The organism is Streptomyces sp. Tek67B01, from assembly GCF_055231995.1.
This window is the reverse complement of record NZ_JBUYUY010000001.1, coordinates 6,070,976-6,084,346: the sequence shown is the minus strand read 5'-3', so window position 1 is coordinate 6,084,346 and position 13,371 is coordinate 6,070,976. Positions and strand designations below refer to the sequence as shown.

Below are 13,371 nucleotides of genomic sequence, written 5' to 3'. Positions count from 1 at the left end.
CATGAGCGAAGACCACACGCATGTCCAGGAGTTCTTCGGGGCGCGGGCCGCGGACTGGGACCGCAAGTTCCCCGAGGACGGCCCGGCCTTCACACGCGCCGTGGCCGACTTCGGTCTGCGCCCGGGAGACCGGGTGCTCGACGCGGGCTGTGGCACCGGGCGGGCGCTGCCCGCGCTGCGCTCGGCCGTCGGGCCCGCGGGGACGGTGATCGGGGCGGATCTCACCCCGCAGATGCTGGCCGCCGCGCGGGAGGCCGGCCGGGACGAGGTCGCGGCGCTGCTGCTCGCCGACGTCGCCCGGCTGCCGTTGCGTGCCGGGGTGCTGGACGCGGTGTTCGCGGCGGGTCTGATCGCGCACCTGCCCGACCCGGAGTCGAACCTGCGCGAACTAGCCCGCGTGGTACGCCCGCGCGGGCACCTGGCGCTGTTCCACCCGATCGGACGGGCGGCGCTCGCCGCGCGCCACGGGCGCGAACTGTCCCAGGACGATCTGCGGGCGGCGCACAACCTGCGCCCGCTGCTGTCGTCGGCGGGCTGGGAGACGACCTCGTACGTGGACGAGGACGACCGGTTCCTGGTCGTGGCCGTGCGCCGCCCCTGACCCCGTCGCGGCCCAGGCCTCGGCATCGGCGGGGGGCGGGGCGCGGGCGGACGGGCGCGAGGCCGCAGTGGTACGGGGCGGCGTGAGAGGGCGGCGGACGGACGGCGGACGCGCAGGCCCTTCCCGCTCTCACAGCCACGCGTGGCGGGCCCCTGGAGGCGACGGACGAGATCCGTACCGCGGCTCGGTCCGGTCGGGCCGGGCAGTCCGCCCTGCCCGGTCTGACACCGGTCCTCCCCATGGTGGGACCTCAACTCGTCGCGGGCGTGCGCGGCTTGAAATTCGACGGCCGCAGGCTCTCGACGGGCGAGTTACCCACTGGTTAAGGTGCGCCGACGAGCGAGCGAGCGGATCGGGAGGAGGCCACGTGTCAGAAGCGGAGGACGGGGGTTCGCTGTACGTGCTGACCGCCGTGTTGCTGACCCCCACCCGGTTCCCGGCGGTCTTGGGCGACGACTTTCCCGAGGCGTGCGCGCTCCTGGGCGTGCCGCCCGTCGCGGACGGGTACGGGCTGGTGCTCGGCCAGGACGAGGACGGCGCGCGCTGGACGGTCGTCGTGGACGACGTCGCGCTGGTGGCGAGCGCGATCGCCTCCTGGGACTGCGGCATGGAGTACGACCTGTCCCCCGACGAGCGGACCATCGTGGTCTCGCTGGCGGGCTGGCCGCTGCAGCTCACCGTCTCCGCCTCCGGCATACCCGAGCCGCACGATCCCGAGCAGGGCGCGGACGGCACGGGACGCGTCCCGCTGGCCCCGCCCTCGGCGGAGGTGTGGGGACCCGTGCAGCGTCGGTTGGGCGCCGACCAGATCGCGCGGGAGTGGGCCGACTGGCGCGAGCGGGTGGCGACGGACGGCGGGGCCGCGGCGGCCGCGCACCCGGGTCTCGCCCGGGCGCTGGAGGAGGCCGCGGGCTACGCGGAGCACGCGCCGCCGCCGGGCCGGGTGCGGTCCTCCTTCGCGGAGGAGGGCGCGCGGACGCTCCGGGCGGACGGGCCCGGCTGGTCGCTGGTGGCACGTACCGGCGAGGCGGCATTCGTCCTGCTCGACGAGGAACCGGGTGAGGTGCTGGCCATCCCGCGGGAGGGCTTCCCCGCCCGTCCCGAGCTGCCCGAACTGCTGGCGGCCCTGCACCGCGTCGCGGAGCGACCGGCCTGAGGGACAGCCGGGGCCGCGCCCCGTCGCGCCCGATCGTCAGACGCGTGCGAGGCGGGTGCGCGGGACCGGCGGCAGGGTGACGGTGATGGGATCGCCCGGGCGGACGGTACCGCCGTGCCGGACCACGCCCATGATGCCGGCCTTGAGTACCGGACGGCCCTCTTCGTCCCGTCCGACGACCTGCTTGAGCAGCCCTTTTTGAAACTTGTCGATCTGTTGGCACGGGTTGCGCAGGCCTGTCACTTCCACCACCGCCTCCTCGCCGAGCCGCAGCAGCGTCCCGACGGGCAGGCCGAGGAGGTCTATGCCCTCCGTGGTCACGTTCTCCCCGAGCCGGCCCGGTCCGACGGTGAAGCCGGACCGGGCGACCTCGTCGAACAGCTCCCGGTGGATCAAGTGGACCTGCCGCAGGTTCGGCTGGGTCGGATCCTGTGCCACTCGTGAGCGGTGCTTGACGGTGACCCCGGCGTGTACGTCCCCCTCGACGCCGAGCCCGGCGAGGAGCGTGATGCTCTCCCGCAGGGGCTTGGTGAACGAGTAGACCCCGCTGCCGGCGACCGCCGTGACCCGCGCGTTGTCCATGTACGTCCCCCTGGCCGCCGTCAGCGGCCGATCTGCTTCCCGGATATGCCCCGAAGCCGACGCCGCTGCGAGGAGTCCAGCATGAAGTACCCCACGGTGGGCACGCCGATCAGGACCAGGAGCCCGGCCCAGAATCCGACCGTCGCGAACAGCACGATGGCTGCCACCACACCGGCAACCGCGACCTTTCCGCCTGTGGACATCTGCGGACACCTCCTCCTGCGTCGGCCACTGTCCCTTCAACGCGTGACCCCCGCCACGCGTTCCCGGCCACGGGGCCCGTCCCACGCGCCGCCTTCCGGACAGATCGGCGGGGCCGGACCGTCGCGGCGACGGGCGCACTACGGTGGACGCGGGCTCCGGCCGTGGCGGCACCAGGGAGGGTGACATGGGCGATCCGTCGGTGGCGTTGCCGGGCGGGGCCGACCCCGCGGAGCGTACGCGCGCACTGAGCCGGGCGCATGACGCCTTCACGCGGGACGGCCGGGTCGAGCCTCCCGTCCGGGCGGTGATCGCGAAGTCCTGGCGGCGGTGCGCCTCGGCCCGGGTGAGCCCGGAGAGCGCGCCGCGGGTGGACCTGGCGGAGGCGGAGCTGCGCTCGTACCGGGACCAGCACCCACTGGCCCGGGTGATGCCGCTGTTCCGGGACCTCGTCGGCGCCTTCGCCACACACGGCGCGCACCTGCTGGCGGTCTGCGACGCGCGGGGCACGCTGCTGTGGGTGGAGGGCGAGCCGGGGACGCTTCGCCGGGCCGACCGGCTCGGCTTCGTCCCCGGCGCGCACTGGTCGGAGACGGCGATGGGAACCAACGCGCCCGGTACGGCGGTCGCGGTCGGGGAATCCGTCCAGGTCTTCGGGGCGGAACACTTCAACCGTCGCGTGCACCCTTGGACCTGCGCGGCGGCCCCCGTGCGCGACCCCCGTACCGGCGTCCTGCTCGGCGCCGTGGACATCACGGGCGGGGACGGACTGGCCCATCCGCACTCGCTGGCGTTCGTCCGGGCGGTGGCCAGGGCGGCGGAGGCGCAGCCGGCCCTCCGGGAGCCGGCCGTCCCGGCCCCGGACACCTTGACCGCGCTGGGCCGTGACGAGGCGCTCCTGGTGAGCGGCGGCCGCGAGATCCCGCTGGGGCGGCGGCACAGCGAGATCATGGCACTGCTCGCGCACCACCCCGAGGGGCTTTCGGGCGAGGAGCTGGCGCTCGCCCTGTACGAGGACGAGTCGGTGGCGCCCGTCACGCTGCGCGCGGAGATCTCCAGGCTGCGGCACCTGTGGGGTGCGCGGAACCTGCTGGCCCGCCCGTACCGGACGGCGGCCGCGCTGGAGGCCGATTTCACCGCCGTGACCCGGCACCTGGCGGCGGGCGCCGTCGCGGGCGCCCTCTCCCGCTATCCGGGTCCCCTGCTGCCGTCCTCCACGGCCCCCGGGATCACGCGGCTGCGGCGCCGGATCGAGGATCTGGCGCGGGCGGCCGTGATCGCCCGGGCGGACAGGGTGCTGCTCGCGGACTGGGTGTGCAGTCCGTGGGGGGCGGACGACCCGGAGGCGTGGCGGGCCTTGGCGGGGGCGCTCCCGGCCGAGGGCCGGCCGGCAGCGCTGGCCCTCGTACGGTCTCTGGACCGCGAGCTGTCCGCCGCGCCGACGACGCCGACTCCCCGTGCGGGCCGCTGAGGCCCTGGGGCTCCGGGCCCTAGGGCTCTGAGGTTTTGAGGTCCTGCGCCCCGCTCACGCGTCGCGCACCAGGCCGGTGACATGGTCCGTGATCACGTCCAGGATCTCCGCGGCGGCCTTCTCGTCCCCGAGGACGAGGAAGTTCAGCGTCAGGCCGTCCGTCATGGCGGCCAGGTACCGGGCGAGCACCTCGGCCGGGACGCCGAGTTCGAAGCCCATGACGGCGCGGAGATCCTCGATGAGCAGGCCGTAGGTGTCGGAGTACAGCTGGTACTGCCGTCGGGCCAGGTGGCCGAAGCCGGGTTGGCGCACGGCGTACTGGGTGAGCTCGTAGGTGAGCATGTGCTCTCCGGGATGGGCCACCACGTGGTCCCAGTAGGCCTGGAAGCCGGCCCGGATGGTCTCGTGCAGGGTGGTCCGGGGGCGGAGCGCCTCCCGGACCACCCTGATGCAATGGTCGGTGATCGCCTCGATGACGGCTTCCAGCAGGGCCTGCTTCGAGTCGAAGCAGTAGTGGAAGACGCTCAGGGACAGCCCGGCCTCGGCGGCGATGGACCGGGTGGTCGTCCGGGCGACGCCGTCGCGCGTCATCGCCCGGATCGCCGCCTCGGTCAACTGGCGTCGCCGGTCGGCCAAGGGCATGCGTCCCATGCGTGTTCCTTTCATACGCGCTCACTACGCCTGCGCCCCCGGACGCGCGCCCCGCGGGGTCAGCTGCTGTAGACGCCGACCTCGTAGAGGGAGTAGCCCCACTGCGTGCCGCGGCCCTGCCCGTGGATGCGGACGAAACGGGCCGGGACAGCCGCGAACTGGGCGGTGTCGAGGCCGCCGTCACCGGTGGTGGTGGACCAGACCGTCTGCCAGTTGCTGCCGTCGGCCGAGGTCTCGATGCGGTAGGCCTTGCCGTAGGCGCGTTCCCAGTCGAGCGTGACGCGCTTGACGAGCCTCGGGGAGCCGAGGTCGACGCTCAGCCACTGGTCGTCGCTCCAGGCGCTGGCCCAGCGGGTTCCCCGGTCGCCGTCGACCGCCCGGCCGGGCGCGTAGCTGGTGAACGGGTTCCACTCGGAGGTGCCGGCGCTGGCCGCCGCGCCCGCCGCGAGGTTGACGCCGGCCTGGTGGTGCTCGGACGCGCCCCAGGTGCGGAGGTACGACTCGGCGCCGCGGAAGAGGTCGTCCACGATGCCCTGGCCGCCGACGACGCGGATGTCCTCGATCCAGTCCGGGACCAGGCCGTAGTGCGCGGCCCCATCGGTGTTGAGGTCCCAGGTGCGCTGCCCGGCGGTCTGCCGGTCGATGACCGAGCCGCCGTCGGTGCTGCGGAAGGGGTACTTCACCGGGTTCGGGGTGTCCGCGCCGCGCGGGCCGGGCCAGCCGCCGACACCATTCATGTCGGTGCCGTAGCCGTAGCCGACGTCGTACTTCTCGCGCAGGGCCTGTGTGCGCTTCGCCTCCGCGCTGAAGGCCTCGGAGCCGTTCATGTACTGGGCGGCGAACCCTCCGAGCTTGTAGAGCCGCTCGGTCCAACCGAGGTCCATCCAACTGTGCGAGGAGATGACGCCCGGGTAGGACTCGCTTTCAAGGATGTCGAAGGCCTGCCCGGCCGCCTTGACGCTCATGTGGTCGACTTCGAGCATCATCTTGCGTTTCATCATGCCGCGGACCGCGTAGTCGCCCAGAGCCGTGAGTCCACGGGTGTTGCACTGGGCGTCGGCCGCGTAGGTCGGGACGCCGACGCCCGGCGGTAGTTCGCTCTGCGCCTGAGGCGCCGGCGCGAGGCCGATGGGGTTGTCGTGCTGCGGGCCGGCGCACTTCTCGGTCTGCCAGAAGGTGCCAGTCGACAGGAACTGCCCGACGTTGATGGCCGTGCCGAGGGCGCCCTCGTCGAAGCGGACACCGCACAGGGCGTTGTCGAACTTGTGGCACAGGAACATGCTGCGCACGCCGAGCCCGTACAGCTCGTCCAGGCCGCGGTCGATGTCCTGCTTGCTGCACTGGGCCACGTCGAGGATCTGCTTGCAACCGAACGGCTCGGAGGTCTCGACGCCGAGGACGACGGCGAGCTTGCCCTGCTTGACGACCTCACGGGCCTGGGCGGAGTCGGTGACGATCCGGAACCAGCCCTTCCCGGGGCCGCCGTACATCTTGTCCACGAAGGCCTGCATGTCGTACGACTTCTGCGCTTCGAGCCGGATGGCCGCCATCTCGTCGCAGCCGCGGTCCTTGAAGAAGTAGACCGAGCAGATGACCCCGTTGGTGACGAGGTCGTTGACGAGCACCCGCTGGCCGCCGCGCCAGGCGCGTTCGATCCAGGCGTAGTAGTTCTGCTGGTGGGTCAGGGAGTCGTGCGCGGGCCAGTCCTTGAAGGTGGGCCAGCCGGTGGGGTCGTGCCTGCCGTCGCCGCCCTTGGTGATGAAGTCGAAGACGGCGAGGGAGCCGTCCGGGTAGTGCTCGGGACAGTCCTTGAGGGCGTCGGCGACACCGAGGTCGGAGAAGGGCTTGCCGCAGATGAGCCGTCCGCCGAAGCCCTCGTTGGACATGATGTGGTCGTGGGCGTCGATGAAACCCCGTACGTTGCCCTGCGCGTCGGTGCCCTTGAAGGGCTCGCCGGTGACGTTGATCGCGGAGTCCGGCGCCGGGCGGGCCACCGGGTCCCACCAGTTGGGGTCGGCCGCCACCGCCCCCTGGGTGGGGCCGAGGACCATGGCGAGCATGGCGAGGAGTAAGGACAGGACCGCGATCGGCCTGCCTCCGATGTGCGGCTGTCGGGTCACGACCATCACCATGTCTCGGTCGGCGAACGGCGGGTGGATTGTCATGTCCCGCGCAATGTTCCCCGAGAATCCCGACTGCCGCCACAAGAGTCAAGAGTCCGGGACGCTTGACCTGACGGATCGTCGGATCGCCTCGCATCCGCGCGCCGAATCGGCCCTACCGGGCGCCGTCGAACGTCCACACGGCGCGCGCGCCCGGGCCGACGACGAGGGTCGAGTGGCCGATGCGCTCCTCGTGGCGGTAGGGCACGGGGTGGTTGAGCGACAGCTCGACCTGGCGCAACCCGGCCTTGTCGCGTGCGGTGACCGCGAAGCGGATCGAGGTCACGTCCCACATCAGATGATCACGGTAGCCGTCGGACGTACCGCTCGCGGCCCACGTCACCGGGGTACGAGGGCGGCTCGGTGTGGCCGCGCGGGTCGGCGAAGCACTCCGGCCGGTACTCCATGCCCCAGGCACCGAAGGCGTCGTACCGGTCGGTGGTGAGGACGGCGTCGAACCACGGCACCGGGACGCCGTCCCCGAAGTCTCGCGTCGTCGCGGCGGGATGTCAGCCGGGCCCACCCAGCACGATCTTCCACACTCGGGTCGCCACCTGGAGGTTGAGCCGGTCCTCGACGTTGGCGAGGTCGTTGCCGCTGATGTCGTGGATGCGCTTGAGGCGATAGCGCAGCGTGCTGCGGTGGATCGCCAGGGATTCGGCGGTCTCGTCGTAGTTGCCGCCGCAGTCGAAGTACCGGGACAGGGTCTCCACCATGGTCGCGTGGTGCCGGGAGTCGTAGTCGATGAGCTGCCCGAGCCACTCGTCGACGAACGTCTCCAGTTCCCGGTAATCGCTGCCGGGCCCCAGGATGCGGTAGAGGCCGAGCTCGTCGAAGAACGTCGTGCCGTAGCGCTCGCGGGAGTGGCGGCGCACGTCCAAGGCGCGCCGCGCCTCCTGGTAGCGGTGGGGGATGTCGTCCAGGGAGTCGGAAGGGGCGCTCACCCCGATCGTCCCGGACCGTGTCCCGGTCTCGCGGGCGAGCGCCTCGTACAGCGCGCGGGCGTGCGGCCTGTCGTCGGCGACCAGGACCACGTGGTCGGAACGTCGGGTCAGCAGCGAGCGCATGCCCACGGCGGAGGCCGCCCGGCCCACGGTCTGCGCGAAGGAATCGTCCGCGGTCCGGTTCGACCACTGCACCACGAACACGTAATTACTGCGGTGCAGGTCGTGTCCGACTGCCTCGGACCGGGCGTAGGCGCTCGCCTCGTCGGTCCCCGCCAGGAGGTCGTCGACCAGCTCGCGGTGCAGCCTCAGCTCCACTTCGGCCAGATTGCGCAGGTGCGCCAGCTCCAGGGCGAGCGACGTGGCGGCGTATTCAAGCGCGAGCACGGTGTGCTCGTCGGCCTCGTCCCGGGCATCGACCAAGGCCAGCGCGGACCCCGCTGCACGGCACGGACTACTGGACATTGTCCTGGTTCGTCGCTTCGGTCGCCACGGTGGGCGGCGCGCTGGGATCGGGCTTGGAGAGCGACGAGGCGATCCGCGCGGCGGCCTACTCCAAGCGCGAACAGCAACGTCGCCACATGCTCCAAGACGACGACGGTGACCAATCGGCGACCAGTCGGTGACCTCAATAGGCGACCGACTTCGGGCCCTAGAAGAACCCGAGCTTCTTCGGGGAGTAGCTGACCAGCATGTTCTTCGTCTGCTGGTAGTGCTCCAGCATCATCTTGTGGGTCTCGCGGCCGATGCCGGACTGCTTGTAGCCCCCGAAAGCGGCGTGGGCGGGGTAGGCGTGGTAGCAGTTCGTCCAGACCCGGCCGGCCTGGATGGCGCGACCCGCGCGGTAGGCCGTGTTGATGTCACGGGTCCAGACTCCGGCGCCCAGGCCGTACGCCGTGTCGTTGGCGATCCGTACGGCGTCGTCGAAGTCGCGGAAGGAGGTCACGGACACCACCGGACCGAAGATCTCCTCCTGGAAGATCCGCATCCGGTTGTCGCCCTCGAAGATCGTCGGCTGTACGTAGAAGCCGCCCGCCAGCTCCCCGCCGTGCTCCACCCGCTCCCCGCCGGTGAGGATCTTGGCACCCTCCTGCCGGCCGATCTCCACGTACGAGAGGACCTTCTTGAGCTGCTCTTCCGAGGCCTGGGCGCCGATCATCGTGCGCGTGTCCAACGGATCGCCCGCCTCGATCAGTTCCGTGCGGGCGACGGCGGCGTCGAGGAAGTCCCCGTAGCGCCCGTGCTCGATCAGCGCGCGCGAGGGGCTGGTACACACCTCGCCCTGGTTGAGGGCGAACATGGTGAAGCCCTCCAACGCCTTGTCGCGCAGGTCGTCGTCCGTCGACCAGATGTCGTCGAAGAACAGGTTGGGGCTCTTGCCCCCGAGTTCCAGGGTGACCGGCTTGAGGTGCTCCGCCGCGTACCGCATGATCAACCGCCCGGTGGAGGTCTCCCCCGTGAAGGCCACCTTCGCCACGCGCGGGCTGGAGGCCAGCGGCTTGCCGGCCTCCTCCCCGAAGCCGTTGACGACGTTGACCACGCCGGGCGGCAAAAGGTCGGACACGAGGCTCAGCCAGTAGTGCACCGAGGCGGGAGTCTGTTCCGCCGGCTTGAGCACCACCGTGTTCCCGGCCGCCAGCGCCGGCGCCAGTTTCCACACCGCCATCAGGATGGGGAAGTTCCACGGGATGATCTGGGCGACGACGCCGAGCGGTTCGTGGAAGTGGTAGGCGACCGTGTCGTCGTCGAGCTGACTGAGCGCCCCCTCCTGGGCGCGCAGGGCACCGGCGAAGTAGCGGAACTGGTCTATGGCCAGCGGCAGGTCCGCGGCCAGGGTCTCGCGGACCGGCTTGCCGTTCTCCCAGGTCTCCGCGACCGCGAGGGCCTCCAGGTTCCGCTCCATCCGGTCCGCGACGCGCAACAGGATCGCGGACCGTTCCGTGACCGACGTGCGGCCCCAGGCGGGCGCCGCCGCGTGCGCGGCGTCCAGGGCGCGCTCGACGTCCTCGGCGGTGCCGCGCGCGACCTCGGTGAAGGTCTCACCGTTGACCGGCGAGGGGTTGGCGAAGTATTCGCCGCGGGCGGGCGGTACGTACGCGCCCCCGATGAAGTGGTCGTAGCGGGACGCGTACGACATGAGGGCGCCCTCGGTACCGGGCGCGGCGTAACGGGCCATGGTTCCTCCCCTTGCCGGGCGCCGGCCGCCGTCGGCCGACGCTCGGGGGAAGACTAGGAGCGGCGAGGTTGCGTCGACGTTGCACGACCCGGACCGCTGAGCCCCCCGGCCCGCTCACTTCGCCTCCGCCGGCCGGCGCGGGGGAGCCGGGTGGCCGAGACGGGCGGCGGAGCGCGGGATGCAGAGCAGCGGATCGACCGTGACGGTGGTGACGCCCAGCGGCCGGACCAGCGCCCGCAAGGCGGGTTCGGCGAGCCGCGTCCCGCGCTGATGGGGGCCGAGGGCAGCGGGGAGGCGGTCCGGGGCACGGCCCGACGCCGTGCGTGTCGCCTTGGCTCCCATCAGCGCGGGACGCCGTGTTGACGGCCGACGGCCCCGCGCTGACGGACTCCTTGCGCGGGCCGCCGCAACGCCCGGACGCCGCGCCCCGACGCGCCGCCCCCGTCCTGCCGGGCGGGGCGTCGGCCCCTGCCCGGCAGGGCGTCATCCGGTGCCGGTCCGGCTCAGCGGCACTGGCCGGAGCGGGGGCCGGCGACGGTGTTGTCCACCTGGTGCGGCGCGGGGGCGTTGCCCTCGCAGCGCAGCGGACCGGTGACCTGGTTGCCCACGAGCACCACTCCCCCGGAATTGGCGTCCAGGTTGACGGGACCCGCGATCCGATTGCCGCCGCAGGCCCCTGTGTCCCCGCCACCGTGCTCGTCGCCGTCCTCGTCGGAACCGAGCAGCACCCGGCCGGTGCTGCCCCGTACGGCGAGGTGGCCGGTCAGCGTGGACCGGCAGATGGTGAGGGCGCGCGCGCCGTCGACCGAGACCGGGCCGGTGATCTCGCCGTCCAGGACGGCCAGCGCGCCGCCGGGCCGTACGGTGACGGGTCCCGACTGCCTGCCGCCAAAGGACAGGCAGACGGCCTGGTCCGCGCCCACCGTCAGCGGGCCGGAGCGGTTCGACGTGAGGCACGGGCCGCTGAAGCCCACGGTGACGTCGGCCTGGCCCGCCGTCGTGCTCGCCAGGTCGGCCGCGTCTCCGCCGTAGGAGGCGGTGAGGGCGTGCGGTCCGGGTTGGAGGCCGCTCGTGCTGAACGACGCCCGACCTTCCGTCAGCGGGACGGTCGCCAGCGGCTTCGTCCCTTCGGAGAAGGTGACGGAGCCGGTCGGGGCGGCCGCCGGGTTCGCCGGGGTCACAGTGGCGGTGAGGGTGACGGAGTGTCCGAACAGCGGCGTGGCGGTGTCCGAGGTGAGGGCGGTCGCCGTCCCGTAGCGGAACGAGACGACCGCCTTGCCGTCACCGTGGCGCACTCCGGACAGGAGGGCGACCGCGGTGGCCGAGGGGGCCGCGAAGCTGCTGCCTCCGCCACCGCCCGCGGCGTAGAGGTTGCCCGGGTTTCCGCCGCCGGAGCCGCCGCCACCACCGAAGTAGCCGCCGCCCCCGCCGCCGCCGCCGTTGCCTCCCCGGGCGCCGTTGCCTCCGGTACCGCCGCTGCCGGCGTTGGGCAGGCCGGTGTTCTGGTCGATGTCGCTCGCGTTACCGCCGGGCGCGCCGAGCGGGGAGGTGCGCACACCGGTGCCGGGTGCGCTCTGGGTCCCGCCGGTGCCTCCGATTCCGGAACCCTCCGGCCCGCCTCCACTACCGCCGGACTCGGCGGTGGGACCGCCACCGTCGCCGCCGCGCAGCAGCGGTCCGCCGTTGCCGGCGCCTCCGCCGCCGCCGGCGACGAGGACCCGGTCGGTCGGCCCGGAGTCGTCGGCCCGTACGTCCGAACCTCCACCGCCGGAGCCTCCGCCGCCGTGTGCTCCGCCGCCGCCGGAGCCGTGGCCGTAGCCGCCCTGCCGGGCGAATTCGCCGTGCCGGGACGAGCCGGGGGTTCCGGCGGCGCCCAGGGTGATGCGCAGGCTCTGCCCCGGGGTCACGGGCAGGGTCGCCCGGGTCTCGCCGCCGAGGCCGCCGCGGGCTCCGGTGTTCGGCGGGTTGGGGTCGACGTACCCCGCCGCGCTGCCGCCTTCGGCTCCGAACAGGTCGATGTCGACCGCGGTGACGCCTCGGGGAACGGTGAAGGTGTCCGTGCCCGGCGCCGTGTAGACACAGGAGGGGGCGTCGGCGGTGAAGGTTCCGGCGCTGCCGCAGGGGCCGGCCGCGGCGAGGGTGTCGGCGGTCGCGGTGAGGGGGGTGACCAGCGCCGCCAGGAGGCCTGCGGCCCCGAGGACCGCCAGGGTCCTGCTCATCGTTTCGTGGTGCACGGCTCAGACCCCGTCATTGACGCAGAGGGCCCACGCATCGGTGTAGGTGCTCGGTGAACTGCCGGCGCCGGTGTGGGCCCAGGCGCTCCAGTAGGCCGCAGTCGTGGTGCCGTTCGCGACCGGGCTGCCGCCGGAGTCGCTGGGGTAGTCGCCGTTGAGGTGGTCACCGCCTGAGCCCGGGCCGGTGAAGTCGGTGGTGGTGACGCTGCCCCCGCTGACGGCGGCGCCGCCGCTGATCAGCTTGCCGTCGTTGGCAGAGCAACCGGCCGTCGCGGTCTGGCCGGAGGTGGCCGAGGTGGGGCCGCTCACCTCGGTGAACCGGACCGTCACGGTCGCACCGCTGACGTTGATGCCGTTCCCGCTACAGATGGCGTAGGCGTAGGTCTCGTTGTTCGTGCCGCCGCCACCGCCGTTCCAGCCCACCGCCGTCCAGGAGTCCGGGTTGGTCTCGCCGTTCGCCGCGGCCTTCTGCCCGTGGTCGTGGGCGGCGTCGTCGAAGGTGGGGAAGCTCGCGATCGGCTTGAGGCTGCCGACGTCGGCGGGCGTGATCCGGGCGCCGCCGCCCAGCAGCCGGGTGTTCGCCGGACAGGTGGCCGTGACCAGGCCCACGGTCGAGGCGGAGGTGGGGCCGGCCACCTTGTTCATCACCACCTGGGTGTGGTTGATCAGGTTGCTGGTGAAGCACATGGCGTACGGGGTGGAGGAGAACGAGGCGTTGACGGCGCCGCCGCTGCCGCCGATGCCGAGCCAGTGCGTGACGTCCGTGCCGACGACGCCGGTCGAGCCGGTGTACTCGGTGGAGCCGTCGGGGCTCGGCGAAGTGCCGTTGATCTTGTTGCCGTTGGACGATGTTCCGGTGCCGATGGCCTGGTTGACGCCGCCGCCGGCGACGAGCCCGGCGGAACAGTCCGCGTGGGTCGAGATCTCGGCGAAGGCGGCGGCCGGGCCGGAAGTGGCTCCGGGCGTCTTGACCGTCACGCTCACGGTGTTGGCGTACGCGGTCGCCGGTATGGCCAGGGCCAGTGCGGCGCCGATGACGAGCGCCTTCCCGGTTGCGCGGCGGAGCAGAAGCCCCTTGTTCATGGAGTCTCCCTTGGGGGATGTGCGGCGGGAAACGCGGTACGGGCGTGATGTGAGCAAGCGCCGTGCCCGCGGAGGTACCGAGCGCCGTCGGTGGGGGTGGGCGAGCCGGA

The 13,371-nt window shown here is 72.6% G+C and carries 11 protein-coding genes and 3 pseudogenes; 4 read left to right on the top strand and 10 right to left on the bottom strand.

Annotated features, from left to right (window positions below; genetic code table 11):
• The first annotated feature begins 1 nt into the window (after nucleotide 1).
• Together ACV7NM_RS27470 and ACV7NM_RS27465 are read left to right on the top strand one after the other, a co-directional pair.
• Nucleotides 2-601, top strand: a complete 600-nt coding sequence (locus tag ACV7NM_RS27470; protein ID WP_463412775.1) for a class I SAM-dependent methyltransferase — start codon at nucleotides 2-4, stop codon at nucleotides 599-601.
• A 367-nt stretch (nucleotides 602-968) separates the two neighbouring features.
• Nucleotides 969-1,757 (top strand): hypothetical protein, encoded by a 789-nt coding sequence (locus tag ACV7NM_RS27465; protein WP_463412774.1) that lies wholly within the window; start codon nucleotides 969-971, stop codon nucleotides 1,755-1,757.
• A gap of 36 nt (nucleotides 1,758-1,793) precedes the next feature.
• On the opposite strand, the gene ACV7NM_RS27460 is transcribed toward ACV7NM_RS27465, so the two are convergent.
• Both ACV7NM_RS27460 and ACV7NM_RS27455 read right to left on the bottom strand, forming a co-directional pair.
• Nucleotides 1,794-2,339 carry an MOSC domain-containing protein gene (locus tag ACV7NM_RS27460; RefSeq protein WP_463412773.1) on the bottom strand — a complete coding sequence of 182 codons (546 nt, stop codon included), beginning with the start codon at nucleotides 2,337-2,339 and terminating at the stop codon, nucleotides 1,794-1,796.
• A gap of 20 nt (nucleotides 2,340-2,359) precedes the next feature.
• The gene (locus ACV7NM_RS27455; RefSeq protein ID WP_463412772.1) at nucleotides 2,360-2,542 is read right to left on the bottom strand and encodes a hypothetical protein; all 183 of its coding nucleotides are present in this window, start codon (nucleotides 2,540-2,542) and stop codon (nucleotides 2,360-2,362) included.
• Nucleotides 2,543-2,727: 185 nt separating this feature from the next.
• On the opposite strand from ACV7NM_RS27455, the gene ACV7NM_RS27450 reads away from it, so the two are divergent.
• Complete coding sequence (locus ACV7NM_RS27450) at nucleotides 2,728-4,011, top strand: helix-turn-helix domain-containing protein (RefSeq protein ID WP_463412771.1); 1,284 nt, start codon at nucleotides 2,728-2,730, stop codon at nucleotides 4,009-4,011.
• Nucleotides 4,012-4,065: 54 nt separating this feature from the next.
• On the opposite strand, the gene ACV7NM_RS27445 is transcribed toward ACV7NM_RS27450, so the two are convergent.
• From ACV7NM_RS27445 to ACV7NM_RS27430, 4 genes and pseudogenes are all read right to left on the bottom strand, one after another.
• Nucleotides 4,066-4,662 carry a TetR/AcrR family transcriptional regulator gene (locus tag ACV7NM_RS27445; RefSeq protein WP_463412770.1) on the bottom strand — a complete coding sequence of 199 codons (597 nt, stop codon included), beginning with the start codon at nucleotides 4,660-4,662 and terminating at the stop codon, nucleotides 4,066-4,068.
• A 59-nt stretch (nucleotides 4,663-4,721) separates the two neighbouring features.
• Complete coding sequence (locus ACV7NM_RS27440; RefSeq protein WP_463414091.1) at nucleotides 4,722-6,794, bottom strand: galactose-binding domain-containing protein; 2,073 nt, start codon at nucleotides 6,792-6,794, stop codon at nucleotides 4,722-4,724.
• Between the two features lie 145 nt (nucleotides 6,795-6,939).
• Nucleotides 6,940-7,318: pseudogene (locus ACV7NM_RS27435) on the bottom strand (DUF5829 family protein); the annotation flags it as partial.
• Nucleotides 7,319-7,333: 15 nt separating this feature from the next.
• A pseudogene (locus ACV7NM_RS27430) lies at nucleotides 7,334-8,200 on the bottom strand (PucR family transcriptional regulator); the annotation flags it as partial.
• Between ACV7NM_RS27430 and ACV7NM_RS27425 the strand changes: the two are divergent.
• A pseudogene (locus ACV7NM_RS27425) lies at nucleotides 8,200-8,394 on the top strand (hypothetical protein); the annotation flags it as partial. The pseudogenes ACV7NM_RS27430 and ACV7NM_RS27425 overlap by 1 nt on opposite strands.
• 26 nt (nucleotides 8,395-8,420) lie before the next feature.
• Here ACV7NM_RS27425 and exaC read toward each other — a convergent pair.
• The 4 genes from exaC to ACV7NM_RS27405 all read right to left on the bottom strand — a co-directional run bounded on the left by exaC (nucleotide 8,421) and on the right by ACV7NM_RS27405 (nucleotide 13,261).
• Nucleotides 8,421-9,944 carry an acetaldehyde dehydrogenase ExaC gene (exaC, locus tag ACV7NM_RS27420; protein WP_463412769.1) on the bottom strand — a complete coding sequence of 508 codons (1,524 nt, stop codon included), beginning with the start codon at nucleotides 9,942-9,944 and terminating at the stop codon, nucleotides 8,421-8,423.
• Nucleotides 9,945-10,058: 114 nt separating this feature from the next.
• The gene (locus ACV7NM_RS27415; RefSeq protein ID WP_463412768.1) at nucleotides 10,059-10,286 is read right to left on the bottom strand and encodes an SAV_915 family protein; all 228 of its coding nucleotides are present in this window, start codon (nucleotides 10,284-10,286) and stop codon (nucleotides 10,059-10,061) included.
• A 161-nt stretch (nucleotides 10,287-10,447) separates the two neighbouring features.
• Nucleotides 10,448-12,163, bottom strand: a complete 1,716-nt coding sequence (locus tag ACV7NM_RS27410; protein WP_463412767.1) for an Ig-like domain-containing protein — start codon at nucleotides 12,161-12,163, stop codon at nucleotides 10,448-10,450.
• A gap of 18 nt (nucleotides 12,164-12,181) precedes the next feature.
• On the bottom strand, nucleotides 12,182-13,261 hold the full coding sequence (locus ACV7NM_RS27405) for a hypothetical protein (RefSeq protein WP_463412766.1): 1,080 nt from the start codon (nucleotides 13,259-13,261) through the stop codon (nucleotides 12,182-12,184).
• Nucleotides 13,262-13,371: the final 110 nt, after the last annotated feature.

Bases quoted from the DNA above. Each gene is read 5' to 3' on its own strand.
- ACV7NM_RS27470 (WP_463412775.1), top strand. From the start codon at position 2: ATGAGCGAAGACCACACGCATGTCCAGGAGTTCTTCGGGGCGCGGGCC.
- ACV7NM_RS27460 (WP_463412773.1), bottom strand. From the start codon at position 2,339: ATGGACAACGCGCGGGTCACGGCGGTCGCCGGCAGCGGGGTCTACTCG.
- ACV7NM_RS27455 (WP_463412772.1), bottom strand. From the start codon at position 2,542: ATGTCCACAGGCGGAAAGGTCGCGGTTGCCGGTGTGGTGGCAGCCATC.
- ACV7NM_RS27450 (WP_463412771.1), top strand. From the start codon at position 2,728: ATGGGCGATCCGTCGGTGGCGTTGCCGGGCGGGGCCGACCCCGCGGAG.
- ACV7NM_RS27445 (WP_463412770.1), bottom strand. From the start codon at position 4,662: ATGGGACGCATGCCCTTGGCCGACCGGCGACGCCAGTTGACCGAGGCG.
- ACV7NM_RS27440 (WP_463414091.1), bottom strand. From the start codon at position 6,794: ATGGTGATGGTCGTGACCCGACAGCCGCACATCGGAGGCAGGCCGATC.
- exaC (WP_463412769.1), bottom strand. From the start codon at position 9,944: ATGGCCCGTTACGCCGCGCCCGGTACCGAGGGCGCCCTCATGTCGTAC.
- ACV7NM_RS27415 (WP_463412768.1), bottom strand. From the start codon at position 10,286: ATGGGAGCCAAGGCGACACGCACGGCGTCGGGCCGTGCCCCGGACCGC.
- ACV7NM_RS27410 (WP_463412767.1), bottom strand. From the start codon at position 12,163: ATGAGCAGGACCCTGGCGGTCCTCGGGGCCGCAGGCCTCCTGGCGGCG.
- ACV7NM_RS27405 (WP_463412766.1), bottom strand. From the start codon at position 13,261: ATGAACAAGGGGCTTCTGCTCCGCCGCGCAACCGGGAAGGCGCTCGTC.